This window comes from Burkholderia sp. 9779_493, from assembly GCF_015712215.1.
GTDB classification, from domain to species: domain Bacteria; phylum Pseudomonadota; class Gammaproteobacteria; order Burkholderiales; family Burkholderiaceae; genus Burkholderia; species Burkholderia cenocepacia.
In genome coordinates this window covers 23,562-47,540 of record NZ_JACCQA010000028.1, presented here as the reverse complement: position 1 = coordinate 47,540, position 23,979 = coordinate 23,562, and the positions used below count along the sequence as shown (strand labels likewise).

21 protein-coding genes are annotated in these 23,979 nt (G+C 68.0%); 13 read left to right on the top strand and 8 right to left on the bottom strand.

The genetic code is table 11. From position 1 onward, the window contains the following. Nucleotides 1-110: 110 nt before the first annotated feature. Nucleotides 111-734, bottom strand: coding sequence for an HAD hydrolase-like protein (locus tag H0X95_RS25505; protein ID WP_060266289.1), 624 nt, complete (start codon nt 732-734; stop codon nt 111-113). 159 nt (nt 735-893) lie between these two features. On the opposite strand from H0X95_RS25505, the gene H0X95_RS36040 reads away from it, so the two are divergent. Both H0X95_RS36040 and H0X95_RS36035 read left to right on the top strand, forming a co-directional pair. After that, entirely contained in the window at nt 894-1,337 is a 444-nt protein-coding gene (locus H0X95_RS36040; protein WP_006491201.1) for a GNAT family N-acetyltransferase, read from the top strand. Nucleotides 1,338-1,394: 57 nt separating this feature from the next. Next, entirely contained in the window at nt 1,395-1,613 is a 219-nt protein-coding gene (locus H0X95_RS36035; protein ID WP_006480837.1) for a DUF1653 domain-containing protein, read from the top strand. A gap of 57 nt (nt 1,614-1,670) precedes the next feature. Here the strand turns inward: H0X95_RS36035 and H0X95_RS25495 are convergent, their stop codons facing one another. The 4 genes from H0X95_RS25495 to H0X95_RS25480 all read right to left on the bottom strand — a co-directional run bounded on the left by H0X95_RS25495 (nt 1,671) and on the right by H0X95_RS25480 (nt 6,904). Further along, nucleotides 1,671-2,882: a winged helix-turn-helix domain-containing protein gene (locus tag H0X95_RS25495; protein ID WP_006498979.1), complete on the bottom strand. Its 1,212-nt coding sequence runs from the start codon at nt 2,880-2,882 to the stop codon at nt 1,671-1,673. 335 nt (nt 2,883-3,217) lie between these two features. Then, nucleotides 3,218-4,297 carry a terpene synthase family protein gene (locus H0X95_RS25490; RefSeq protein WP_196446262.1) on the bottom strand — a complete coding sequence of 360 codons (1,080 nt, stop codon included), beginning with the start codon at nt 4,295-4,297 and terminating at the stop codon, nt 3,218-3,220. 54 nt (nt 4,298-4,351) lie between these two features. Further along, complete coding sequence (gene uppS / locus H0X95_RS25485; RefSeq protein WP_196446261.1) at nt 4,352-5,122, bottom strand: polyprenyl diphosphate synthase; 771 nt, start codon at nt 5,120-5,122, stop codon at nt 4,352-4,354. A gap of 393 nt (nt 5,123-5,515) precedes the next feature. Further along, nucleotides 5,516-6,904, bottom strand: a complete 1,389-nt coding sequence (locus H0X95_RS25480; RefSeq protein WP_006491205.1) for an MFS transporter — start codon at nt 6,902-6,904, stop codon at nt 5,516-5,518. A gap of 441 nt (nt 6,905-7,345) precedes the next feature. On the opposite strand from H0X95_RS25480, the gene H0X95_RS25475 reads away from it, so the two are divergent. Together H0X95_RS25475 and treA are read left to right on the top strand one after the other, a co-directional pair. Further along, nucleotides 7,346-7,975: a TetR/AcrR family transcriptional regulator gene (locus H0X95_RS25475; RefSeq protein WP_062910360.1), complete on the top strand. Its 630-nt coding sequence runs from the start codon at nt 7,346-7,348 to the stop codon at nt 7,973-7,975. A 136-nt stretch (nt 7,976-8,111) separates the two neighbouring features. Further along, nucleotides 8,112-9,827 carry an alpha,alpha-trehalase TreA gene (treA, locus tag H0X95_RS25470; RefSeq protein ID WP_196446260.1) on the top strand — a complete coding sequence of 572 codons (1,716 nt, stop codon included), beginning with the start codon at nt 8,112-8,114 and terminating at the stop codon, nt 9,825-9,827. 103 nt (nt 9,828-9,930) lie between these two features. On the opposite strand, the gene H0X95_RS25465 is transcribed toward treA, so the two are convergent. Next, nucleotides 9,931-11,418: a carbohydrate porin gene (locus tag H0X95_RS25465; RefSeq protein WP_196446259.1), complete on the bottom strand. Its 1,488-nt coding sequence runs from the start codon at nt 11,416-11,418 to the stop codon at nt 9,931-9,933. A 90-nt stretch (nt 11,419-11,508) separates the two neighbouring features. After that, on the bottom strand, nt 11,509-11,775 hold the full coding sequence (locus H0X95_RS25460) for a hypothetical protein (RefSeq protein ID WP_006487869.1): 267 nt from the start codon (nt 11,773-11,775) through the stop codon (nt 11,509-11,511). A gap of 1,083 nt (nt 11,776-12,858) precedes the next feature. Here H0X95_RS25460 and H0X95_RS25455 point away from each other — a divergent pair. Both H0X95_RS25455 and H0X95_RS25450 read left to right on the top strand, forming a co-directional pair. Further along, complete coding sequence (locus tag H0X95_RS25455) at nt 12,859-12,996, top strand: hypothetical protein (protein ID WP_006487867.1); 138 nt, start codon at nt 12,859-12,861, stop codon at nt 12,994-12,996. Between the two features lie 123 nt (nt 12,997-13,119). Beyond that, entirely contained in the window at nt 13,120-14,766 is a 1,647-nt protein-coding gene (locus H0X95_RS25450; protein WP_006487872.1) for an Nramp family divalent metal transporter, read from the top strand. A 130-nt stretch (nt 14,767-14,896) separates the two neighbouring features. On the opposite strand, the gene H0X95_RS25445 is transcribed toward H0X95_RS25450, so the two are convergent. After that, nucleotides 14,897-15,805: a helix-turn-helix transcriptional regulator gene (locus H0X95_RS25445; RefSeq protein ID WP_034178602.1), complete on the bottom strand. Its 909-nt coding sequence runs from the start codon at nt 15,803-15,805 to the stop codon at nt 14,897-14,899. Between the two features lie 283 nt (nt 15,806-16,088). Here H0X95_RS25445 and H0X95_RS25440 point away from each other — a divergent pair, with 283 nt between their 5' ends. From H0X95_RS25440 to H0X95_RS25410, 7 genes are all read left to right on the top strand, one after another. After that, nucleotides 16,089-16,922: a helix-turn-helix transcriptional regulator gene (locus tag H0X95_RS25440; RefSeq protein ID WP_006487859.1), complete on the top strand. Its 834-nt coding sequence runs from the start codon at nt 16,089-16,091 to the stop codon at nt 16,920-16,922. Between the two features lie 250 nt (nt 16,923-17,172). Continuing rightward, entirely contained in the window at nt 17,173-19,380 is a 2,208-nt protein-coding gene (sctV, locus tag H0X95_RS25435; protein ID WP_006487865.1) for a type III secretion system export apparatus subunit SctV, read from the top strand. Further along, a complete protein-coding gene (gene sctS / locus H0X95_RS25430; protein ID WP_006480854.1) occupies nt 19,377-19,655 on the top strand; it encodes a type III secretion system export apparatus subunit SctS in 279 nt (92 codons plus the stop codon). The genes sctV and sctS overlap by 4 nt, the downstream gene beginning before the upstream one ends. After that, a complete protein-coding gene (gene sctC, locus H0X95_RS25425) occupies nt 19,655-21,700 on the top strand; it encodes a type III secretion system outer membrane ring subunit SctC (RefSeq protein ID WP_059721997.1) in 2,046 nt (681 codons plus the stop codon). Before sctS ends, sctC begins: the two co-directional genes overlap by 1 nt. Next, nucleotides 21,681-23,024 (top strand): type III secretion system inner membrane ring subunit SctD, encoded by a 1,344-nt coding sequence (sctD, locus tag H0X95_RS25420; protein WP_059721999.1) that lies wholly within the window; start codon nt 21,681-21,683, stop codon nt 23,022-23,024. Before sctC ends, sctD begins: the two co-directional genes overlap by 20 nt. Nucleotides 23,025-23,164: 140 nt before the next feature. After that, nucleotides 23,165-23,374: a hypothetical protein gene (locus H0X95_RS25415; RefSeq protein ID WP_006486267.1), complete on the top strand. Its 210-nt coding sequence runs from the start codon at nt 23,165-23,167 to the stop codon at nt 23,372-23,374. A 124-nt stretch (nt 23,375-23,498) separates the two neighbouring features. Further along, nucleotides 23,499-23,975 carry a hypothetical protein gene (locus tag H0X95_RS25410; RefSeq protein ID WP_059722073.1) on the top strand — a complete coding sequence of 159 codons (477 nt, stop codon included), beginning with the start codon at nt 23,499-23,501 and terminating at the stop codon, nt 23,973-23,975. Nucleotides 23,976-23,979 lie beyond the last annotated feature (4 nt).

Here is a 23,979-nt window from a genome sequence, read left to right as displayed (position 1 = left end):
TGTGGCGCATGCAATGCATGAGATGCAGGTGCGTGTCATCCGCATTTCATCGACGTGATGTTGTCGTGGCGGCTGCCGTGGCTGCATGCGCGCGTGGCGCGGCGAACGCGTTACACGCGTTCGAGCAGCACGTCGAGGCGCGGCAGCAACGGCGTCGCGCAATGCGCCTGCAACGCGTCGGGCGCCGTATAGCCCCACGCGACGCCCTGGAACGCGATCCGTGCACGCCGTGCCGCGTCGGCATCGCGGATTTCGTCGCCGACGTACAGCACTTCGTCGGCGCGCACGCCGGCCTCGCGAACGAGCGCGCGCAGACGACGCGCCTTGCCGAACAGCGGAATCCCGCATGCGAAATGGTCGACGCGCGCGCCGGCGCGCGGGCCGAGCCGGTCGCGCACGATCGCCTCGGTATTCGACGTGGCGATCGCGATGCGGATGCCGCGCGCGGCGAGCGCGTCGAACGTTTCGTCGACGCCGGGGAACAGCCGCACGTGCGCGACACGCGGCTGCATCAGGCGGCGCATGTCGATCGTCACGCGCGGCACTTTCCACATCGGCACGTCGAGCGCGCGGATGATGTCGCGCGCCGACATGCCGCGCAGCGCCGGGCGCAGTTCGGGCGTGGCATCGCGAAAGCCGTGCAGGCGCGACGCTTCCGACAGCGCGGCGAGAAAACTGTCGAGCGAATCGGCGAGCGTGCCGTCGAAGTCGAAGGCGATGAGGCGGTAGGTCATGATGCAGCGTGGCAGGTTTATCGGGCGATGACATTGTCACCGAATCGAAGCCGGCAGAGTACGACCGTTCGTCCGCGGTGGATCGTGGCGCCCCTTGTCCGCCACTCGCCAGCGCGGTATCGTCGATGCTCCGCCTTCCGTCCCGACCGGAGAACAGACGTGCCCGCAGCCACTCCCGCCACGCTGAGATTTTCCACCGACAAGCGCGAACTCGACATCGACGCGATCTTCGATTTCCTGCATCGCGACGCGTACTGGTCGCAGGGCATTCCGCGCGACGTGGTCGAGCGCGCGATCGACGGTTCGCTGTGCTTCGGCGCGTACGTCGGCGACCGGTTCGTCGGGTTCGCGCGGCTCGTCACCGATCAGGCGACGTTCGCGTACCTGTGCGACGTGTTCGTGCTGCCGGCCGAACGCGGCAACGGCTACGGCCGCGCGCTGATCGACCATATATTCGCGCAGGAGATGGTGCGGCGGCTGCGCCGCATCATGCTCGCGACGACTGATGCGCACGCGCTGTACCGGCCGGTCGGTTTCGGTCCGCCGGCGAACCCCGAGCGGCTGATGGAGATCCGCCGCCCCGACATCTACACGACACGCTGACGGGCGGCGCAGCGCATACAATACGCGCTTTCCCTTTTTGCCGAAGAGAAGCACACCATGACCGAACAGGAAGCCGAACAGCTCGCGACGCACCGCCACTACAAGGGCGGCCTGTACCGCTACATCGGCGTTGCCCGCCATTCCGAAACCGAGGAATCGGTGGTCGTCTACGAGCATCTGTGGCCGCATGCGCGCGGGCTGTGGGTGCGGCCGGAAGCCATGTTCAACGGCAATCTCGAAGACGGCACGCCGCGTTTTCGCAAGCTGCGCGACTGATCCGCGGCCGGCGGCGCGTACGCCGCCGCGCGGGCCGGCCGCGCGAACCTGTGCGCGTTACGTGTCGGCCAGCGCCTTCACCAGTTCCGGCGGTGCATGCCTGACCGTCACCTCCGGCGTGCCGTGCCACGCCGCGAGTTTCTTCACGGCCTTCGCGACGTCGGCCGCGAGCCCGGTGCCGAAGCGCACGCCCGGCTCGACGTGCACGGCCTTCAGTTCGAACGTGCCGAGCGTGCGATGCGCTTTCGCATCGACGCGGCCCACCAGCCGGCCGCGATGCAGCACGGGCAGGCAGAAATAGCCGTAGCGCCGCTTGTGCTCGGGTGTGTAGCACTCGATCGTGTAATCGAAACCGAACAGCGTCGACGCGCGCCGCCGGTCCCAGACGACCGGATCGAACGGCGACAGCAGCGTCGTGACCGTCGAGCGCAACGTGTCGGCCGCGGCGGCCGGCAGCCACGCATCGAGCGAGCGATGCACGTAGGCCGGCTCCTTCCAGTCGTCGATCTGCACCGGAATCAGGTCGCCGGCCTCCGCCAGCCGTTCCAGCTCCGCGCGGTACGAGCGGCGCGGCAGCCGATAGTAGTCGGCCACCCAGTCCGCGCGCACGACGCCGAGCGCGCGGCACGTGTAGTCGAGCAGCGTGGGCAGCACGGCTTCGCGCGGCGGCAGGTCGCGCGTATCGTCCCAGCCGGGCAGCACGCGTTCGCGCACGTCGTACACACGCTGGAAATTGCGGCGCTCCGACACCATCAGGTCGCCCGTCGTGAACAGCACTTCCAGGTGACGCTTCTCGGGCTTGCGGTCCCACCAGCCGTTGCCCTTCACGCCGTCCTCGCGCGCGAAATCCGCCGACCGCACCGGGCCTTCCGCGCGAATCCGCGCGAGCAGCCGTTCGATCTCGGGACGATTCTGCGCATGCCATTCGGCCGCATATTTCCAGCCCATCCCCGACGGATCGAGCATCTTGTAGCGCATCAGCCCGAACTGCTCGATCGGCAGGAAACACGCTTCGTGCGACCAGTATTCGAACAGGCGCGCTTCGGCGAGATGTTCGTCGAGCCACTGCGGCGAGAAATCGCCGAGCCGGCTGAACAGCACGAGATACGGGCTGCGCGCGACGACGTGGATGGTGTCGATCTGCAACTGCGCCATCCGGCGGATCGTGTCGAGCACGTCGGACTTGGTGGCCTTGCGGCGGGGCGGCGTGAGCAGGCCCTGTGCGGCGAGATGCAGTGCGCGGGCGGCGGCGGGCGAGAGCGTGAGCATCGGCAGGACGGTCGAGGGTGGCGATCGGGAACCACTTTAGCGCGAAAGCGGCGCGCGCGTGCGACGTGCGGCTGCAACGCGTCTGACAATGGTTGACAGATGCGTTTCGCAAGTTTCCCTATAGTGCAGTTCATGGCGCGACGACAAGTGCGCGCAACGATTCCGCTTCCGACGCACATATGTCCATGGCACGCAGGAAGCGAATCCGGGACTCTCAACCCCCATCGGGAGACCCGGAGCCCTGAGCGAACATCCACGCGGCTGTGCACCGGCCCCGTGTGGATGTTCGCTGATTTTTTTGCTTTTCCGGTTTTCATCCGTCGCCGAGCGACAGGTCATGTCGCAGCGCTCGTCTGTCCAGGCCGCAGCGCACGGGACAGGTCGTAGTGTTTCGCCGCACCGTAACGCGGCGAACCGAAGTGCCAGTCGTAGTTGCCGCGAATGTATGTGCGGGCCTCGTCGAGCAGGCGCAGCGACGCGCGATCGTCGGTGCGCGCACGCACCTTTTTTTCCAGATCGAGATAACGCGCGAGATAGCCGTTGTGGATGTCCGCCGCCGCGTCGAGCGCGGCTTGCGGCGCGAGCCCGCGTTCGTGCATCAGGACGCAGACGAGATTGCTGCTCGATTCGCCGGCCTCCTTCGGATACGAAAAGATGTCGTTGCACAGGCACAGGATCAGGCCGGACAGCTTGCGCAGGCGCTCGATTTCTTCGTCTGCGTAGAACGCGGCGGGCGCTTCGTAGCCCGCGGCGATGTCGATCAGCGCGAACGCGCCTTCGCCGCAGCCGTTATAGGTGCGACCGGACAGGTACTCGGCCTCGCCGGGCACGACGTCGGTCGCGAACCGGCCGGTTTCCCATAGCGTCGAGAACAGGAACGTCATCATTCCCGCCACCCAGCGGGCGTACTGCACGCGTGTGGATGCAGCGGCGATACGCGCGCAGATGTCCTGCGTCGCCCGTTGCAGGGCGGGCAGGAACGCGGCCAGGTGCGGCAGGCGCCCCGCCAGCGCGGCGCGCAGCGGCGCCGGATCATGACCGGTCGGGTCGGCGATCATTTCGTACAGCCACAGGTAGAGCGCGCCGAGCTCGCCCGGGGCGCGCGCGACGCCGTGCAGGCTGCACAGGCCGTCGTCGATCGCGAAGATCCAGCCATACGCGCGGCTCGTCGTGCACAGGCCCTCGAAGGTCGCGTGCGCATAGACGCGTGAGCAGTATTCGCCGACCTTGCCGTGACGGATGCCGTTGGCCCAGCGCGGATCGTCGAGCAAGCCATGGCCGTTCATCCACGCGAGCAGGTCGGCTTCGGCGCGGTCGGCGTCGGGATGCACGGGCGTGTCGAACGGGTGGAACAGGTGCGGCAGCACGAGCGCGGGCGCGGCGGCTTCGGCGGTAACGGTTTCAACGGTGGACATGGCGTGCCTCGCGGATGGCGGGTGACAACGGGTGTCGTGAAGGACGGTCCGGCGCTACTTGCCGAACCGGCGCGCGCGCTTGCCGTACGCATCGATGGCCTGTTCGAAATCGTCGCGTCCAAAATCGGGCCAGCACGTCGGCGTGAAATAGAACTCCGAGAAAGCGGTTTGCCACAGCATGAAATTCGACAGGCGCTGCTCGCCCGACGTGCGGATCACGAGGTCCGGCTCCGGCTGGCCGGCCGTGTAGAGCCGGCTCGCGATCAGCTCCGGGCTGAGTTGCGCGAGCAACTGCTCGATGGTGCCGGCGGCGACATGCTCCGCGATCAGCGAGCGGACCGCGTGCAGCAGGTCGAGGCGGCCGCTGTACGCGACCGCGATGTTCACGTCGAGCCCGCGCGCGTGGGCCGTGCGTTGCTGCGCGGTGCGGATGCGCTCGGCGGTGGCGGGCGGCAACTGCGTCAGGTCGCCAATCACGTGCAGGCGCCAGCGGCCGCAGGCGGCAAGCTCGTCGAAGACGTCGCCGATCACCGCGAGCAGGTCGCGCAATTCCCCGGCGTCGCGCTGGAGATTCTCGGTGGACAGCGGCCACAGCGTCACGAACGGGATTCCGGTTTCCTCGCACCACGACAGCAGCGCGTGCACGTTGCGCCCGCCGGCCCGATAGCCGTCGGCGGCCGGCAGGCCGAGGCGGTCCGCCCAGCGCCGGTTGCCGTCGAGGATGACGGCGAGATGCGTCGGCAATGGCGGTCGGGCCGTATCCAGTGCAGCGGGCGAGTCGGTGATGAATGTTTCCGGCGCGCGCAGAATCAGCTCTTGAGTCATGGAGACCCCTTCGAGGCGAGATAGCGATCGAAACGTGAAACAGCGGATGGGAGGTTATGACGACTGCTGCAATTCGGCGCGGGGACAATATTGGCGCCGATGCGAGTGATCATTATTGATCAATGGATTTCGGATTTTCAAGTCGTTCGCCTGCCCGATATCGGAACGCGCCAGCGCAAGCGACCGAGCAGGCGTGGCGGCGCGTCTGCCGATATCGAAAGCGGTGATGCGCAGTCGATCTTCGGGCCGAGGTTATTTCGACATGCGGATTCGGCGAGTGCCTCGTGCGTTTCGCGCGATTGAATAAATTTCGGAATTGAAAAATAAAAGCGATGCAATACGCGGACGATCGATTGCGGCGAAAACGATTTCGCTGCGTCGGCCGTTGGCCGCCTATGCCCGCTTGCCGCGCGCGACCTCGTCGCCGGCGCCGGGCGGCAGCCGCCGCGTGATCGGAATCGATGCGAACGAGCACAGCCCGACCACCACGAATGCCGGCCAGAAATCCGACCACACCATCGCCTGATGGCCCTGGAGCCAGTGCGACACGTGCAGCACGAGGCCGGCCACCGTCACGCCGAGGCCGAGCGACATCTGCTGCACGACGCTGCCGAGGCTCGTCGCGCGGCCTGCGTCGCGCGGCGAGATGTCCGCGTAGATCATCGAATTCAGGCTCGTGAACTGCAGCGCGGGGAAGATGCCGCCGACGAGCACGATCATCCAGATCGCCCAGGTGGCCATGCCGGGATGGAACACGCCATACGCGGCGATCGCGAGGCCCGCGAATGCCGCGTTGTAGATCAGCACGGTACGAAAGCCGAAGCGGCGCAGCGTATGGGTGGCCGTCGAGCGGCTGACCGCGCCGCCGAGCGCGGACGCGCACGTGATCAGGCCGGAATGGAACGCGCTCATGCCGAGCCCTTCCTGCAGCGCGAGCGGCAGCAGGAACGGCACCGCGCCGAGGCCGATGCGGAACAGCGACCCGCCGACGACGCTCGCGTGGTACGTCGGGATCTTCAGGAAACTGAGGTCGAGCACGGGGCGCTCCTTGCGGCGCGCGTACGGCACGTACAGCGCGAGCATCGCGGCGCCGGCCGCGCACATGAGGATGGCGTTCGAGCGCGACGTGAGCGAACCGTCGATCAGCGTGAGGCCCATCAGCAGCAGCGCCGCGCCGCTGGCCGACAGCAGGAAGCCGAACCAGTCGAGCGGCCCCGGATCGGGCTCGTGCGTGTTCGCGATGTGCTTGCTCGCCAGGTAGATCCCGTAGATGCCGATCGGCACGTTGATGAAGAAGATCATCCGCCAGTGCAGATAGGTCGTGATGAAGCCGCCGACGAGCGGCCCGACCGTGGGCCCGAACAGCGCGGGAATCGCGAGGTAGTTCATCGCGCGCACGAGATCGGAGCGCGGCACCGCGCGGAAGATGATGATGCGGCCGACCGGCACCATCATCGCGCCGCCGACGCCCTGTATGAAGCGCGCGAACGTGAGCACGCCGAGGGAGTTGGACGCCGCGCACATCAGCGAGCCGACGACGAAGATGCCGATCGCGGTGCGGAACACGGCGCGCGCGCTGAAGCGGTCGGCGAGCCAGCCGCAGATCGGGATGAACACGCCGAGGCCGACCACGTAAGCCGTGATCGCGATGTTCAGTGTGACGGGGCTGTGCCCGAAGTCCCTCGCCATCGCGGGCAGCGCGGTGACGATGATGTTCGCGTCGACGCTTTCCATGAACAACGCACAGGCAACGATGAGCGGTGCTAGAAAGACGGGCGACATGGGCTGGGCGCGCGGTAAAGACGTCATTATGCCCACAATGTGACCGTTGCGTCACGTACGACAACAGTTGTTCCGCATGTTGCAACAGTCGTCTTTTCCTGTGGCTGGGGCGGAAAGAACGACTGTGCGTGGGCAAGCGGCGCATTGCTCGTGCGTGTCGAATGCGTTGTCCGACCGGTGAACGACGCAGCATCGCCGTTGCCGGGCGCGCGTGCGTTTTCGATGCCGGGCAGGCGGTCGACGCGCCCGACATTGCGATCGGGGAACGGCTTCTCGCGCGGTGCGTCGCCCGCGCTTTCGCCATTCGTCGTGCGTGTCGACGCGCATGAACACGATGAGCGGGACCGACGTCTGCCCGGTCATGGCGATTCCTTTTGACGGAGTGGCGGTGCGTTTCTAGAATATGAGCGTTTGCTCATATTCGAAACTCGCATTCCCGCCATGTCCGACTCGTCTTCGCGCATCCCGCTGTCGCCCCGCAAGGCGCCGCGCCAGCGCCGCTCGGTGGCCACCGTCGATGCGATCGTCGAGGCCGCCGCGCGCATTCTGGAGCGCGACGGCTTCGACGGCTACACGACGAACGCGGTCGCCGCGCTGGCCGGCGTGAGCATCGGTTCCCTCTATCAATACTTTCCGAACCGCGATGCGCTGACCGCTGCGCTTGTCGAGCGCGAGAGTGCGCATCTGCTCGACGACGTCGACCGGGCGGCCGCGCTGTCGTCGTGCGACGACGTGCTGCGCACGCTGGTGCGCGGGGCCGTCGCGCACCAGATGCGCCGGCCGGTGCTCGCGCGGCTGATCGATTTCGAGGAGGCGCGGCTGCCGCTCGGTGCGCGCAACGCGCGCGTCGTCGACCGCATCCACGCGACCTTGCTGCATGCGCTCGGGTTGCGCGATGCGCCGCGCGTCGCCGCGCCCGACGTGATTGCGCACGATCTGCTCGCGATCGTGAAAGGCATCGTCGATGCGGCGGGCGCGCGCGGCGAAACCGATGCGCACGCGCTCGAAGCGCGGGCGTGGCGGGCGGTGCGCGGTTATCTCCGGGAATCGCGCGAATCGAAACTTGCTTGAGATGCATGTTTCGTGCGACAGTCGGACCCATTCGCACCACAACATGACGCGTATCGATCGAAGGCCATCGAGACGAACGCGCGCGCGAACGAGACCTCGTGCCGATCCACTCACCATCGAAAGGAGGGGACACGCCATGACGTCACGTCGTGCCGCACCGCTTGCATCTCGCTTCTCGTCGCGTCAGTCACCGCCCGCGCCGCGTCTGCGCTGGGCCGCCGCACTGGCCATCGCGTATCTCGCCGTCGCCGGCTGCGCCGCGCAGGCCGACAATGCGAACCAGGCCGCCGCGCAAGCGGCCGGCCAGTCCGCGATACCGGCTACCACCGCAGCGGCTGCCGCTCCCGCGTCGGGCACGCTGCCGCCGCCGAGCCAGCTCTACGGCGATCTGTTCGTCGCGGTGCAGACCGCGCAGCTCTATCCCGACCAGAAGACCTTCGTCGACGCAACGCCCGATACCGACCCCGCGACGATCGTGCAGTTGTATCAGCAACAGAAATCGCAGCCGGGCTTCTCGCTGAAGGCGTTCGTCGACCAGCATTTCACGCCGCCCCCGGCAGGCGGCGTGACGCCGCCGCCGAACCAGACGCTGCGCCAGCACATCGACTGGCTGTGGCCGCAGCTCACGCGCACGAGCGTCACGGTGCCCCAGTACAGTTCGCTGATGCCGATGCCGAAGCCGTACGTCGTGCCGGGTGGCCGTTTCCGCGAAGGGTACTACTGGGATACCTATTTCACGATGCTCGGGTTGCAGGTGTCGGGGCGCGAGGATCTCGTCGACGACATGCTCGACAACTTTGCATACCTGATCGATACGGTCGGCCACATCCCGAACGGCAATCGCACGTACTACGCGAGCCGCTCGCAGCCGCCGTTCTTCGCGTACATGGTCACGCTCGCCGCGCAGGTCGAGGGCGACAAGGTCTACCAGAAATACCTGCCGGCGCTGCGCAAGGAACATGCGTACTGGATGCAGGGCGAGACCACGACGCCGCGCGGGCAGGCGGCGCGCCACGTGGTCGCGATGCCCGACGGCGCCGTGCTGAACCGCTACTGGGATGCGAGCGATACGCCGCGCGACGAGTCGTATCTGGAGGACGTGACGACCGCGAAGTCGGTGCCGTCCCGTCCGGCGAACGAGGTGTACCGCGACCTGCGCGCGGGCGCCGAAAGCGGCTGGGACTACAGCTCGCGGTGGTTCGGCGACGGCAAGACGCTCGCGACGATCCGCACGACGTCGATCGTGCCGGTCGACCTGAACAGCCTGATGTTCCATCTCGAGACGACGATCGTGAAGGGCTGTGCGGTCACGCGCGACATCGCATGCGTGGCCGATTTTTCAGCGCGCGCGGGCAAGCGTGCGGCTGCGATCAATCATTACCTGTGGAACCGTCGCGGCTACTATGGCGACTACGACTGGCAGTTGCGCAAGCCGCGCGACGGCGTGACGGCGGCCGCGCTGTATCCGTTGTTTGCAGGCGTCGCGTGGCCGGAGCGTGCGAAGGCGACCGCGCGCGAAGTGCGCAAGACGCTGCTGCAGCCGGGCGGTCTCGCGACGACGACCGAGAACACGGGCCAGCAATGGGATGCGCCGAACGGCTGGGCGCCGCTGCAGTGGATCGCGATCGACGGGCTGCGCCGTTATGGCGAACCGGCGCTCGCGAAGGACATCGGCACGCGTTTCCTGTCCGACGTGAAGCATGTGTATGCGACCGAAGGCAAGCTCGTCGAGAAGTACGTGGTCGAGGGTACCGGCACGGGCGGTGGAGGCGGCGGCGAATATCCGTTGCAGGACGGCTTCGGCTGGACCAACGGCGTCACGCTGAAACTGCTCGGGCTGTACGGCGAGTAATGCGCGGTGCGCGGCGCGGGCCGCGTGCCCACACGGCGAGCAATCGCACGGGCCGGACCGTCGCGCAAGCGGCCGTCCGGCCCGCGTTTTCATGCGGCGCGCGTCAGAACGTGATCGTCGTGCGCACGCCGACCACCGTCTCGTCGCCGATGCGCGCGCCGGCCGCGTTCGGGTTCGGGATGCCGCCGCCGGGACGGAAGAAGTGCTGCAGGTCGGCCTGCACCTGCCACCACGGCGCGACCTGGTACTGGTAGGTCGCTTCGATGACGGTTTCCGCGCGGCGCACCGGATAGCCGGGCGTCGTGTACACGCCGGTATCGCCGTCGAGGCCGCGCGCATGCGAGCCGATCTTCGCGTAGCCGATCGCGATGCCGGCGACGTCGTTGTCGCGGCCGGCGAACGGCGCCTTCAGCGTCACGCCGGCGTTGGCCGCGAAATCGACGACATTGCGGTCGCCCGGCGAGCCCATCAGGCGCGCGAACACGCCGACCGAGCGCGGGCTGTCGGCGGACGGCCGCCACACCATCTGGTCCGCGACCGCATAGAAGCCGTAGTTGCCGCGATGCGTGGCCGGTGTGCCGTTGCTCGCCGGATCGGCGAGCGACAGCCCGTCGGTGCCGTAGCGCGGATCGTCCGCGTGCTGCGAGTGATACCAGAAGCCGAGCTTGTACGTGCCGGGCAGGCCGGCCGGCTGCGGGGCCTTCGGATCGGCGGGCGGCGCGTTCAGCGCGTACTGCACCTCGCCGATCACGAATGCGCCGCTGCGCAGGTTGAAGTTGGTGCCGTGTGCGTTCAGCACCTGGGCGTCGCCGTCGGTGCGGCCGGCCGGGTTGCCGTCGAACACGCCGACCATCGCGGTCCACGCATCGGCCGGCTTCACGCGCAGCCGCACGCCGAGCGACGACAGCGGGTACGCGGGGCCGCCGGACGGCAGATCGGTGGACGGCAGCACGGGCCAGCCGAACGTCGCGTTCATGAACGTCGCCGCGTTCTGGCTCACCATGAATTCCTGGTCGACGCTCTGCTGGCCGACTTTCACGTCGACCTTGCCGTCGAGCAGCGACTGCTGGTACCAGAGTTCCCACAGGCGCGTGGTCGAGTTCGCCTCGATGCCGGTGGCGGTCTGCAACGTCTGCAGGTAGCGCTGCGTGAGGTTGGTGCCGTGGATCTGCAGCCCCGACACGTTGAACGTGCCGCCCGGCAGGCCGATCGCCTTGCCGGTGTCGACGTTGAAACCGAATTGCGTGAGCCCCTGGTATGCGCCGCCGCGACCCGTGCCGCCGGACGTGTTGTACAGGTACTCGCTGGTCTCCTGCAGGCTCAGCGTGACGCCGTGCTCGTCGAGCACGTCACGCAGGCCACCCATGTTGCCGAGCAGGTTCGAGCGCTCCCAGAAGCCGGTCGGAGCGGGCGCGGCAGCATCGGCGGCCTGTTGCGCGGGGGCGGCGGCATCGCTCGCGCCGGCTGCCGGTTCGGCAGCGGCGGGCGACGATGCCTGCGCGAATGCGGGCGCGGCGGCGAGCGACAGCAGCAGCGCGGTGAGCGCATCGAGGCGGCGCTTGCGCGGGACGGGTGCGAGGTGATTCTTCATTTGGGTTCCGTTGGCAGTTTGATTAGTTTGGCTGAAGAAACGGGAACGTGATGCGGGACGCATGGCGAGGCGGCCCGCACGGAGCAGGGCTTACGGCAGCCAGCCGCCGACGCGCCAGACCTGCGCGAAGCCGACGCGCGGCGCGACCGAGCACAGCAGCGCGGCGAGCGCGAGCGCGGCCGCCGTCGCGGCGATCAGCACGCAATCGAGCGGGCGGGGCGCCGTCGGCACGTGGGCGAGGGCCCGGCCGCGCCAGCGGCTGAATGCCCGGGCGAGCGGCGAGCGGCCGGAAAAAGAGCGGTCGCACGCGACGTGTACGACGCGCTTGAGCTTGACCGCGAACGATTGAACGAACATGACGCTGCCTCCGTTCCGTCCGGCGGACGCCGGACGACGTGATCGAGCGCGGGTGCGTGACGCGGCCTGCGATCGGAGGATGGAACATAACGGAGCGTGCGACTGACGAACCGGCGATGGCCGGCCCGGATGGAGGCGCGCTAACCCGACGAGTGCGAGCTAGCGGCGAAAGACATGCGTCTGGCTGCTATCTCGCGATGGCTTGGCCGGCCTGGACCGGCATCGAACTGCAACTAGAGCATGTATCCACGGAGGGGACTCCCGTGATGAATTGGGGCGGATTGTAGTCGCGACTTTTGCTGCGGCGCAAGTAGAAAACGCATGACGGTTGCGCCGTGTGGTGTGCGCGTCGCGGCGGCCCAGGGCCGCCACACGCCCGCCCGGCAACGGCAAAGCGGGTGGTTGCGCGTTGCGCCGCACCGTTGCTTGCACGCATCGGCGCGCGATCGCGTCATCGCCCGCTGAAAGGTTTCGGTACGTCAATTCAAGGGCAAATCTTTCAGTTGCGTCATGCGGGAAATTTATTTCGAAAAACGGGGTTTCGAGGGGTTGACTTCACTTTCGCGCGGTCCATAGAATCCGCCATCTTCACTCTTGGGGCCGCCGCCTTGGACGCCTGCAGTAGTCGATCTTCGAACGAAATTTCCGCCTGAGCGACCGACGTCCGCGCCTCATCGAAGCCGCCGTTTGTCTCCCGGGCAAACGGTGCGCGCAGCAGTATTTCCGCAGCAACTCCCTACGTGCACCCTGATTCGCGCCGGTTAGCGTGATGCGTTCTCGCATGCGTTGTCCGGTTTCACCGCCGCCTGGCAGGCGGCCGTGTTCGCGCATCCGTTTCCCGGGCGCGCGAATGCCGGCCCGCACGCCGGACGGCGGTCAACCGTGTTCCCCGGAACACCGTACAGGAGCCGCCATGAACGACAGTGACAGTTGTCCCTTATGCCCGCTGCATACGCAGACCCTTTTGAACCCGGGTCGCGGGGACATGCCGGCCGACTAGCCTGACACGTCGTTCAGGCCCCTGGCTGGCCCCGCGCCCACGACGCGGCCGGCACGCCTGCCGTCGCCGCACGGAGCCAGACCATGAACTTCGGCCTTCTGCTGTCGACCCTTCCGCACGTCACGGAATCGCGCCCCCACTACGACGCGATGCTGACGCTCGACGCCCGTCCGCGGGTGTTCTCCCGCCTGCTGAACCAGTTGAAAGCGTTGATCCGCTGAAAGAGACACGCCGAGCGCGCCTCGGCATGCGCACGTGCGGCCGCCTTCGAGCGGCCGTCCCGCGCGCATGCCAAGGTCGCACGCTCATCGAATCGCATAACCCTTAGCCGTACGGAACACATCATGTCCACGCCCTCCAACGTCTCTCCACCGATCGCGGTCGACCGCAGCGCCGTGCTCGACGACGCCCACCTGGGCGACATCCGCGGTGCGCTCGGCACGATCCCGCACCACGACACCGGCGCACGCGGCACGTGGTGGGCGCGCCTGCGTACGCTGCTCGCGATCATCGGCCCGGGCCTGATCGTGATGGTCGGCGACAACGACGCCGGCGCATTCGGCACCTATACGCAGGCCGGCCAGAACTACGGCACGACGCTGCTGTGGACGCTGCTGCTGCTCGTGCCCGTGCTGTACGTGAACCAGGAAATGGTGCTGCGCCTCGGCGCGGTCACGGGCGTCGGCCATGCGCGGCTGATCTTCGAACGCTTCGGCAAGTTCTGGGGCGCGTTCAGCGTGATCGACCTGTTCCTGCTCAACGCGCTGACCATCGTCACCGAATTCATCGGCATCACGTTCGTGCTGGATTTCTTCGGGCTGCCGAAGGTGGCCGGCGTGTGCGTCGCCGCCGCGCTGACGATGGCCGCGGTCAGTACCGGCGATTTCCGGCGCTTCGAGCGGTTCGCGATCGGGCTGTGCGTGCTGAGCCTGCTGCTCGTGCCGGTGCTCGTGTCGATCCACCCGCCCGTCGCGCAGATGACGCGCGATTTCTTCGTGCCGAACTGGCCCGCGCACGCGAAGCTGTCGGACGTGATGCTGCTCGTGATCGGGATCGTCGGCACCACGGTCGCGCCGTGGCAGTTGTTCTTCCAGCAGAGCTACGTGATCGACAAGCGCATCACGCCGCGCTTCATGAAGTATGAAAAAGCCGATCTGTGGATCGGCATCGCGTTCGTGCTGGTCGGCGCGGTCGCGATGATCGGCTTCAGCTCGGCGCTGTTCGGCGGCCATCCGGAAGCCGGCAACTTCACCGACGCGGGCGGCATCATCGCCGGCCTCGAGAAGTATGCGGGCCGCACGAGCGCGACGCTGTTCGCGATCGCGCTGCTCGACGCGTGCATCATCGGCGCGGCGGCCGTGTCGCTGTCGACCGCGTACGCGATCGGCGACGTGTTCAAGATCCGTCACTCGCTGCACCGCGGCGTGACCGACGCGAAGGGCTTCTATCTCGTCTACTTCGGCATCGTCGCGGCGGCGGCCACGCTCGTGCTGATTCCGGGCAGCCCGCTCGGCCTGTTGACGGAAGCCGTGCAGACGCTGGCCGGCGTGCTGCTGCCGAGCGCGACGGTGTTCCTGCTCGTGCTGTGCAACGACCGTCAGGTGCTTGGGCCCTGGGTCAACTCGACGAAGCTCAACGTGTTCACGGGCGCGGTGATCTGGGTGCTGGTGCTGCTGTCGATCATCCTGACCGCGTCGGTGATGTATCCGGACATCAGCGGGGAGGCGATCGTCGACGTGCTGGTGGGCGGCACCGTGCTCGCCATCGCCGGCTATCTCGCGACGGTACTGATTCGCCGCAACAAGCGCGTCGTCGAGCCGGCCGTCGATCGTTCGCTGCGCGACACGTGGCGCATGCCGCCGCTCGACACGCTCGAGCCGCAGAACATGACGCTCGCGACGCGGATCTGGATGGCCGTGCTGCGCGGCTATCTGGTGATTGCGGTCGGGCTCGTGATCGTAAAGGTCGTGCAGATGACGCTGCTGAAGTAACGGCGACCGTCCACGAGGAAGCGGCGCCGGCCCGGCGCCGCGCCGCAACCCGAACATGCCGGCCCGCGAGGCCGGCATGTGCGTTTACGCGATCGGCGAAACGAAACTGCGCCGCGCCGTCGCCCGCGCGTCAGATCAGCTCGAGCTTCGACGTCAGGTACGTGAGCTGGATCCGGTTCGCGACGCCGAAGCGCTTGCGCAGCTTGCGCAGGTGATAGTCGACGTTGTGCGCGCTGGTGTCGAGGCGCCGGCCGATCTCCTTGTCGGACGCGCCTTCGGCGATGCCGAGCAACAACTCCTGCTCGAACGGCGTGAGCCCGTTGACCGCGCGCTCGCGCGACGTCGAGATCAGTTGCGGCGACGCGAACTTGTGTACCGACAGCCCGATCGACAGCGCCTGCTCGATCGTCGCCGGCGTGATCCATTCGCGCGTGCGGCGCGGCGCGGTGAAGCTCATGAACGCGTGCAGCCGCGTGCCGGGCACGGCCATCGAATACATGATGCCGCTGCACATCCCGTCGTCCTGCATCGTCTGCAGGAAGCCGTCGAGCGCGGCCGGGCTCACGCACGAGTCGTCGTCGCGCTCGCGGTGTTCGCGGCGCAATTGCTGCAGGTCCCACACGATCGGCATGTTGCACACGCGCGCGCCGAGCGTGCGCGGATCGACGTCGTGATGGTTGTGGCGCACGTAGTCGCCGCGATAGGTGGCCGGCGTGAATGCTTCGTGCAGGTAGAGACTTTCGACGCGCTCGCGCGCGAATTCGAGGGCGAAGTACGCGAACGTCGAGAAGCCTGTCAGATGCAGCAGGCTCGTGACGATCCGGTTGCGCTCGGCCGTGCTCTGTGCGTGCGCGAGCGTATCGGCGACGCCGAGCTTCGGCGCGTGCGGCTGCGCGACGTCGCCGCGTTTCACGTCGTCGCACCAGACGACCTGCACGGTGCGCTCGCGCAGCGTGTCCGCGCAGGCGTTCAATCCGCGCGACGAGCGGGACAAGGTGGTTGGGGCGACCGCTTCTTCATGCAATGCAATATCGGACATGAGCCATCCCTCGGAATCGACGCGCATCGCCTGGCGGCGGCCGTATCGTGTACGGCATTCGCGGCGGTGCGACCGAGCATCGTTGTGATATGCGCCGATCGTCATCCCTGACGAAACGCGGGGGCATTGTACAAAAATGCCGGTGTGTGGGTAATATGCCGTAATACTAATTGCGGCGAAAGGTTCATGTTCGTGCGCATATAACGACGACCAGAAAATCATAAAGAAAAGACCAGATCGTGACGGGGCGCAGTTTCACATATTGGGAAAGGGCGGGCTCCTCATGACATATGCTGACGGCGCACCACGCGTCGAGTGGTTCTCACAAGCCGATATAGCGGCCGCCGCCGCTTATTCGAACGAATATCACGCAATCGAGCGTGACGTTTTTACCGGTATTCAAATCACGTCCGGTAAAACCGACCTTGCGTCATTCGATTTCGCGCAATGCCATGCGCGATTGCGGCAAATCGGATTCAGTACGCTCGGTTACGGCGCGTACGAAATGATCGGGCGGCGCATTCTGCGCGCGCATCTGCTGCGCGACCTCGCGCCGGCGACGTTCATGCAGCCGTTCATCGAAGGGATGCTGTACGAAAGCGACCCGCGCTTCGCGCAGGTGCGGCAAAGCGGCTTCCCGGTCGCGTGGCGGCTCGACGAGATCGAGGCGGCCGCGCACGGCAGCGGCGACCGCAAGGTGCTGGCGCTCGCCGGCCACTTGCGTGCGCACGCAATGAACAGCGGCGTGATCTTCAGCCTGTCGGCGCCGCGGCTCGACCTGCGCGTCGCGGTAAACGTGACGTCGGAAACGCACGGCACCGAATGGATCGACGATCGGGTGATCGGCGGCGCGCTGTCGGTCAGTCTGGCCGTGCATCGCGTCGCGCTGCCGTTCCTCGAGGCGCGGGTCGCGCGCATGCGCGGCTTCGCGCTCGGCGACGAGCAGCAGCAGGTGCTCGACCGGCTCGTGCACGGGCTGTCCGACCAGGAGATCGCGAGCGCGCTGCGCACGTCGCTGCACAAGGTCGGGCACCACATCCGCTCGCTCGAGAAACTCTTCAACGTACAGAACCGCGCGCAGCTCGCGTACCTCGCCGCGCGCCGGCTGCCGTCCTGACCCGACCCCTGCCGCAGGCGCGCGCCGGCGGCCCGGCGCGCGATGGAAGCGGTTCCGGCGGCGCGTGCCCGAGCCGGCCGCCGGGTTTCGTAGTCCGATTCGATCGTCTGAGGAAAACGCGCTTTCACGCTACGAGGCGCGCTTCTTTTTCCGCCGTTTCCCGTCGCTACACTCGTCCCATTCAACGGTCCGCGCAGCACGGGGAAGGGTTGCCCGTGCCAGCCGGCGATAACGACAGGACGACGGCACGATGGCTGAACCGAAGGCGCTCCCCCGCGACTGGCAGCGGTTGTTTTCCGCCGGCCGCGGCGTGTCCGGACGGCGCCTCGGGGGCGCGTCGCCGCGCGCCGACCTGTTTCTCGCGACCTTCATCGTCGCGGTCGTCGCGCTGTTCATCCTGCCGCTGCCGCAGGCCGCGCTCGACGGGATGATCTCGCTGAATCTGGCGGCGAGCGTCGTGCTGCTGACGGTGTCGACCTACGTGCCGTCGGCGGTCAGCTTCTCGTCGTTTCCGGCGCTGCTGCTGTTTACGACGCTGTTCCGGCTCGCGCTGAACATCGCGTCGTGCAAGCTGATCCTGCTGCATGCGAACGCCGGCCACGTGATCGACGCGTTCGGGCGTCTGGTGGTCGGCAACAACGTGGTGGTGGGCGGCGTGGTGTTCCTCGTGATCGCGGTCGTGCAGTTCATCGTGATCGCGAAAGGGTCGGAGCGGGTGGCCGAAGTCGGCGCGCGCTTCTCGCTCGACGCGATGCCCGGCAAGCAGATGAGCATCGACGCGGACCTGCGCGCGGGCATCATCAGCGCCGACGAAGCGCGCGAGCGCCGCGAGAAACTCGAGCAGGAATCGCAGATGCACGGCGCGATGGACGGCGCGATGAAGTTCGTGAAGGGCGACGCGATCGCGGGCCTCGTGATCGCGTTCATCAACATCGTCGCGGGGATCGCGGTCGGCACGCTGATGCACGGGATGGACATCGGCGAAGCGCTGCAGCGTTACGCGATCCTGACGGTCGGCGACGGGATGGCGTCGCAGATTCCGTCGCTGCTCGTGTCGATCGCGGCCGGCATCGTGACGACGCGCGTCGCGACGCGCGATGCGCGGCAACGCCAGCTCGGCGAACAGCTCGGCGAGCAACTGGGTGCGCATCCGCGCGCGTTGCTGATCGCGGCGTTCGTGCTGAGCGGTTTTCTCGTCGTGCCCGGTTTCCCGAAATGGTCGTTCGCGCTGATCGCGCTCGGCCTCGGCGCCTTCGCGTTCTCGCAACTGAAGCGCAAGACGTCCGCGCCGAGCTTCAACCTGATTCATGTCGCGGGGCGCGTCGGTGCGGCCGACGACGGCCAGCCCGCGAAGGTGTCGCACGCGGCGGGCGTCACGTCGCTGATCGCGGTGTCGCTGTCCGACGACCTGCGCACGAACCTGAACCTCGCGCAATTGCAGGCGGCGCTGTCGAGCGCGAAGGCGCGCGTCGACGCGGACATCGGCACGGTATTCCCGCGTATCACGCTGAACGACGACGAAGGCGCGCCGGCCGGCACGTACCGGATCTACCTGCAGGACGTGCTCGTCGCGCACGGCGCGCTGAAGCCGGGCTGGCTGCTGTGGGACGGCGTCGCGCCGCTGCCCGAGCGCGCGGAGCGCCAGCCGGCCGAAGCGTTCGGCCCGTTCGCGACCGCGCTGTGGATCAAGCCCGACGGCGCGGCGCCGGACGGCAAGTGGCTGTCGAGCGAGAGCGCGCTGGCCGCGCACGTCGAGCAGATCGTGCGCCAGCACGCGGACGAGCTGCTCGGCATCCAGGAGACGCAGGCGCTCGTGCATCTGGTGCGCCGCGATCATCCGGAGCTCGTCGGCGAACTGACGCGGCTCGTGCCGCTGCAGCGCGTGACCGAAGTGTTGCGCCGGCTGCTGGCCGAACAGGTGCCGATCCGGAACCTGCGCGTGATCTTCGAGAGCCTGATCACGTGGGCGCCGAACGAGCCCGACGACGTGATCGCGCTGGTCGAGCTCGTGCGCGTCGACCTGCGCCGGATGATCACCGATCGCCATGCGGGCACGGCGCGCCAGCTGCGGGTCGTGCTGTTCGAGCAGAACCTGCAGGAGCGGATCGAGAGCGCGGTGATGCGCACCAAGCAGGGCAATTTCCTCGCGCTGTCGAGCGCGGTCAAGCAGGACATCGGCGAACAGGTGCGCGCGATCGTGCAGGCCGCGCAGGCGGCCGGCCCCGGCGGCCACGGCAACGCGCAGGGTGGCGCGCGGCTCGCGGTGATGGTCGCGCTCGGCGCGCGCCGCTACGTGAAGACGATCCTGCAGCCGGTGCTGCCCGAACTCGCGGTGCTGTCGTACCAGGAAGTCGAGGAGGACGTGCAGTTGCATACGGTCGGCTGGGTGAAGAACCCGCCGGACGACGGCACGGTTGGCGCGGGCGCCGACGTGCGCGCGCCGGGGGCCGTGCAATGACGAGCTCGACGATCCTCGACCTGACGCGCCAGGCGCTGATGCTCGTGCTGCTGCTGTCGCTGCCGATCGTGCTGATCGCGACCGTCACGGGCCTCGTCGTCGCGATCCTGCAGGCCGTCACGCAGGTGCAGGACGCCAATATCGGCATCGCGGTGCGGCTGATCGCCGTGATGGTCGCGCTCGTGCTGCTGTCGGGCTGGCTCGGCGGCGAAGTGCTGCGCTTCGCGCAGCAGGCGCTGGAACGCATGTTCGTTTCTTCCACAGGAGTCCTTTGATGCGTCGACGCGTCGCCTCGATCCGGTTTCAACCGCGCAGCCTGCAACGGGCCGCGCTTGCCGTGTGCGCGACCGCGCTGCTCACGGCGTCGCTGTGCATGGCGCCCGCGCAGCATGCGCGCGCCGCGGACCTGCGCTGGCGCAACAAGCCGTTCACGATCGTCGCGAACGGCAAGAAGATCGGCGACTTCATCCGCGAGCTCGCGTCGTCGCAGGGCGTGACGGCGGTGGTCGACCCGAAGGTCGACGGCGTGATCAGCGGCCGCTTCTCCGGCACGCCGCAGCAGACGCTCGACACGATCTGCTCGACCTACGGGCTCACGTGGTACTACGACGGCTCGTTCCTGTACGTCGATCCGGCCGACCAGTCGCAGACGCAGATGATCCCGATTCCGCCGAATGCGTCCGGCGAAATCGGCCGCGCGCTGCAGGCGATGCAGATTCCGGACAAGCGCTACACGCTGGTGATCAACGATCGCGCGAACAGCGTCTACGTGGCCGGCCCGCGCCGCTATGTCGAGCTCGTGCGGCAGGCGGTCGGCTCGGTTGGCGATCCGTCGGCGAACGGCGCGCATGCGGACATCCGCGCGTTCCGGCTGAAATACGGCTGGGCGTCGGACTTCACGATCAACCGCTCGGGCAAGGAAGTGACGGTGCCGGGCGTCGCGACGATCCTGCGCCGGCTGTTCGGCAAGGGCGGCGGCACGACCGCGGCGCCGTCCAGCACGCCGCTCGGGCAGGCCGCGCGCCAGGTGAAGCTCGGCTCGGGGCTGACGATCGCGGTGCCGCGGCTCGACTTTCCCGACATTTCCGGCGGCCCGCGGCAGGGCGGTTATGGCGGGGCGGACGGCAGCATGGGCGGCGGCTTCTCGCCGTTCTCGAACAACGGCGGCGGCGACACGCTGCCGCAGATCGTCGCCGACCCGGCGATCAACGCGGTGATCGTGCGCGACCTGCCGGAGAACATGTACCGCTACCAGTCGCTGATCGGCCAGCTCGACGAGCGGCCGCGCATCGTCGAGATCAACGTGACGATCATCGACATCAACGAGGATTCGCTCGACAGCCTCGGGATCGACTGGCGCCTGCACACGACGCACGGCGACGTGCAGATCGGCAACGGCCAGAACGCGCTGAACGGCAACACGCAGTACAACGGCGCCGGCAATCCGCCGCTGACGTTCGGCATCGGCACGTCGGAAACCGGGCAGACGGGCGCCTTCATGCCGACCGGCATCGCGCTGACCGCGTCGATCGGCGGGTCGCTGCGCAACTACCTGCTCACGCGCGTGAACGCGCTCGCGCAGAAAGGCCAGGCGCAACTGCGATCGAAGCCGAAGGTGCTCGCGCTCGACAACACCGAGGCGATCCTCGAGAACCTCACGCAGTTCTACGTGCAGGTGCCGGGCTATCAGGATTCGTCGCTGTACAGCGTGACGACCGGCACCAGCATCAAGGTGACGCCGATGATCGTCGACGAGGCGATCCGCAACGCGGCGGCCGTGTCGGGCAACCCGCAGAGCGTGATGATGTCGATCGACATCCAGGACGGCAACATCGTGCCGGGGCAGGCGGTGTCGAACGTGCCGGTGATCCAGCAGCGCAACATCGTCACCAAGACGATGATCGACGAAGGCAAGAGCCTCCTGATCGCCGGTTTCAACGACGACGAGGTGCGGCTGAACAAGAGCGGCGTGCCCTGGCTGTCCGACATCCCGCTGATCGGCAACCTGTTCAAGTACACCGACAAGTCGGGCAACCACATGGAGCGGTTCTACCTGCTGACGCCGCGGGTCGTGACGAGCGCGTCGATGTATGCGCCGGACGGCTCGCCGGTGAATCCGGGCGTCGACGGTCCGGCGAGCCAGGAAGGGATGTCGATGTATCGCCCGCCGGACAACGACGTCACGGTGCCGCTGACGCCGAAGCCGCTGCCCGGCACGAAATTCGGTCCGCCCGCGTTGCCGCCGCCGAAGGATACGGCGGCGTCGCAGCCCGCGGCGACGACCGCAGGAGTGGTCACGCATGTCGACGAGCATCATTGATCCGCACGGCGACGGCGCATTGCCCGGCGGCGCGGCGGGCGGGGCCGGCTCGGCCGCCGCGCTCGCGTCGCCGTGGAACCTGTGCTTCCTGAGCGGGCCGATGTACGGCCGCACGATGTCGCTCGCGCGCGGCGCGAACTGGGTCGGCACGGCGGCCGACTGCGAGGTGATCCTGCCCGATCGCGAGATCGGCGCGAAACAGGTGTGCCTGCAGGTCGGCGCGCTCGCGGTGACGGTGCAGAACCACGGCGGCGACGCCGGCGCGCCGGTGCTGTTCAACGACGAGCCGCTCGGCACCGGCCGCCGCTCGTTGACGCCGAACGACGTCGTGACGGTCGGCTCGATCCGGCTCGGCATCGCACGGCATGCGCAGGCGAGCGTCGCGGTGCCCGACGAAACCGATGCGCCGGACGCCGCGCGCGAAGCCGCGTGGCTCGGCTGGCTCACGGGCGGGCTACGGCGGCTGGGCAGCCGGCGGCTCGTGATCGCGCTGGTCGCGCTGTGGGTCGGCGTGCTGCTCGGCGCGCTCGGCTACGGCTTCGTCGCGTGGTCGGGGCGGCTGCCGTGGCAGCACGAATCGGTGCTCGCGCGCACGCACCGGCTGCAGCAACTGCTGCACGCGTATCCGGAGCTGGCGGTCGCGCCGCGCGACGACGGCGTGATCGTGTCGGGCTACGTGAGCGACCCGGCCGCGCGCGAGCGCGTCGCGCAGATCGTCGCGGGCGTCGACAACGCGGCGCTCGGCAACATCTACGTGGTCAGCGATCTCGTGGCGACCGCGCAGACCTATTTCAGCGACACGGCGCTGACGGTCACGTATCTCGGCCGCGGCCGGATCGAGCTGACGGGCACGGCCGCGCGCGCGCAGATCGAGCCGCGCATCCGCAACTACATGAAGGACGCGCGCCCGGCGCTCGAGGTGGTCGATCACGTGCGCGATGCCGATGCGGCCGCGCCGCGCACGGCGACGACACTCGGCGGCACGGCGGGCATTCCGGAGATCACGACCGTGTTCGCCGGCGACGGCGACCAGCGCTACATCGAGACGGTCGACGGCAGCCGCTATTTCGAAGGCGCGCGGCTGAAGGAGGGCGCGACCGTCGTGTCGATCGGCCCGGACGAGGTCGTGTTCGAACGCAACGGCCAGCGCATCACGATGCCGCTCGGCGGCCCGTCGGCGCGTGCGCCCGAGCAGGCGCCGGCGCCGCCCGTGGCGCCGCTCGCGAGCGGTGCGGCGGCGGGCGTCGCGCAGCCGGTGCCGGGGCCGACGCTGTTGCCGCGCGAGCCGGCGGCCGGTGTATCGACGAAGGAGGCGGCGCACTAGCGTCGCGACGAATCAGGCGCAGCGCGAATCGCGCTGCGCGCATCACGCGACACGTCGCCGGCAGGCGGCGCGTCACGTCATCGGCGGGGCATGGGGCCGCCGCCGGCAACGCAAGTGAACGTCACGTAAAGGAGCGAAACATGACTGCCCCCACCGGTAGCGCAACCGACACGAAGCAAGTCCAGCAACAGGCCGACGACCTGACCAAGACGCAGCTCGAACTGACGAAGATCAACTTCCAGGTTCAGCAATCGACTGCGACGTTCGAAACCAGCAACGCAGTGACCGCGCAGGAGGGGACGGCGAACGCCCAGGTCGCGCAACACCTGAGTTCCGCCGGCCGCGCGTGATGCCGGTCGCCGGCCGTGCCGCGCGACGCCGGATGCCGGGGCCGCCCGTGACGGGCGCCCGGTGCGGCGTGGGTGCGTGCCGGCCGGCCCGTTTCCGGCCCTGCCGGTCAAGGAGGACACGATCATGTCGGTAACAGGCGTAGGCGCGGCGCCGCCGGGCGCAGCCGCGCTCGCGAGTGCCGCACAGCAAACGGGCGCGACGTCCGATCCGGCGCAGGTGCGCCAGTTCGATGCGCTGATGCAGCCGGGCGCGTCGTCGGCCGCACCGCCGTCTTCGTCCGGTGTCGCGATGTCGCGCGCACCGGCGGATGCGGCGCCGGTCGTGCAGATGACGCCCGCGCAGGCGAACCAGTCGTCGCTCGTCGAGCGGTTGCGCACCTACGGCAACGATCTCGATTCGCGGTACGCGAACATCGACAAGCACCGCAGCGAGATGCTGACGTCGATGGCGGACAGCCGCAGCGATCCGCTGATGACGATGGTGAAGGCGATGGATTTCCAGTGGACGGCAACCACCACGATTTCGGAATACCAGTTGAGCCTGTCGGTTGCGCAGGCGGCGAACGGCTTCACGCACACGGTGCTGAAGACGCAGGAGTGACGAA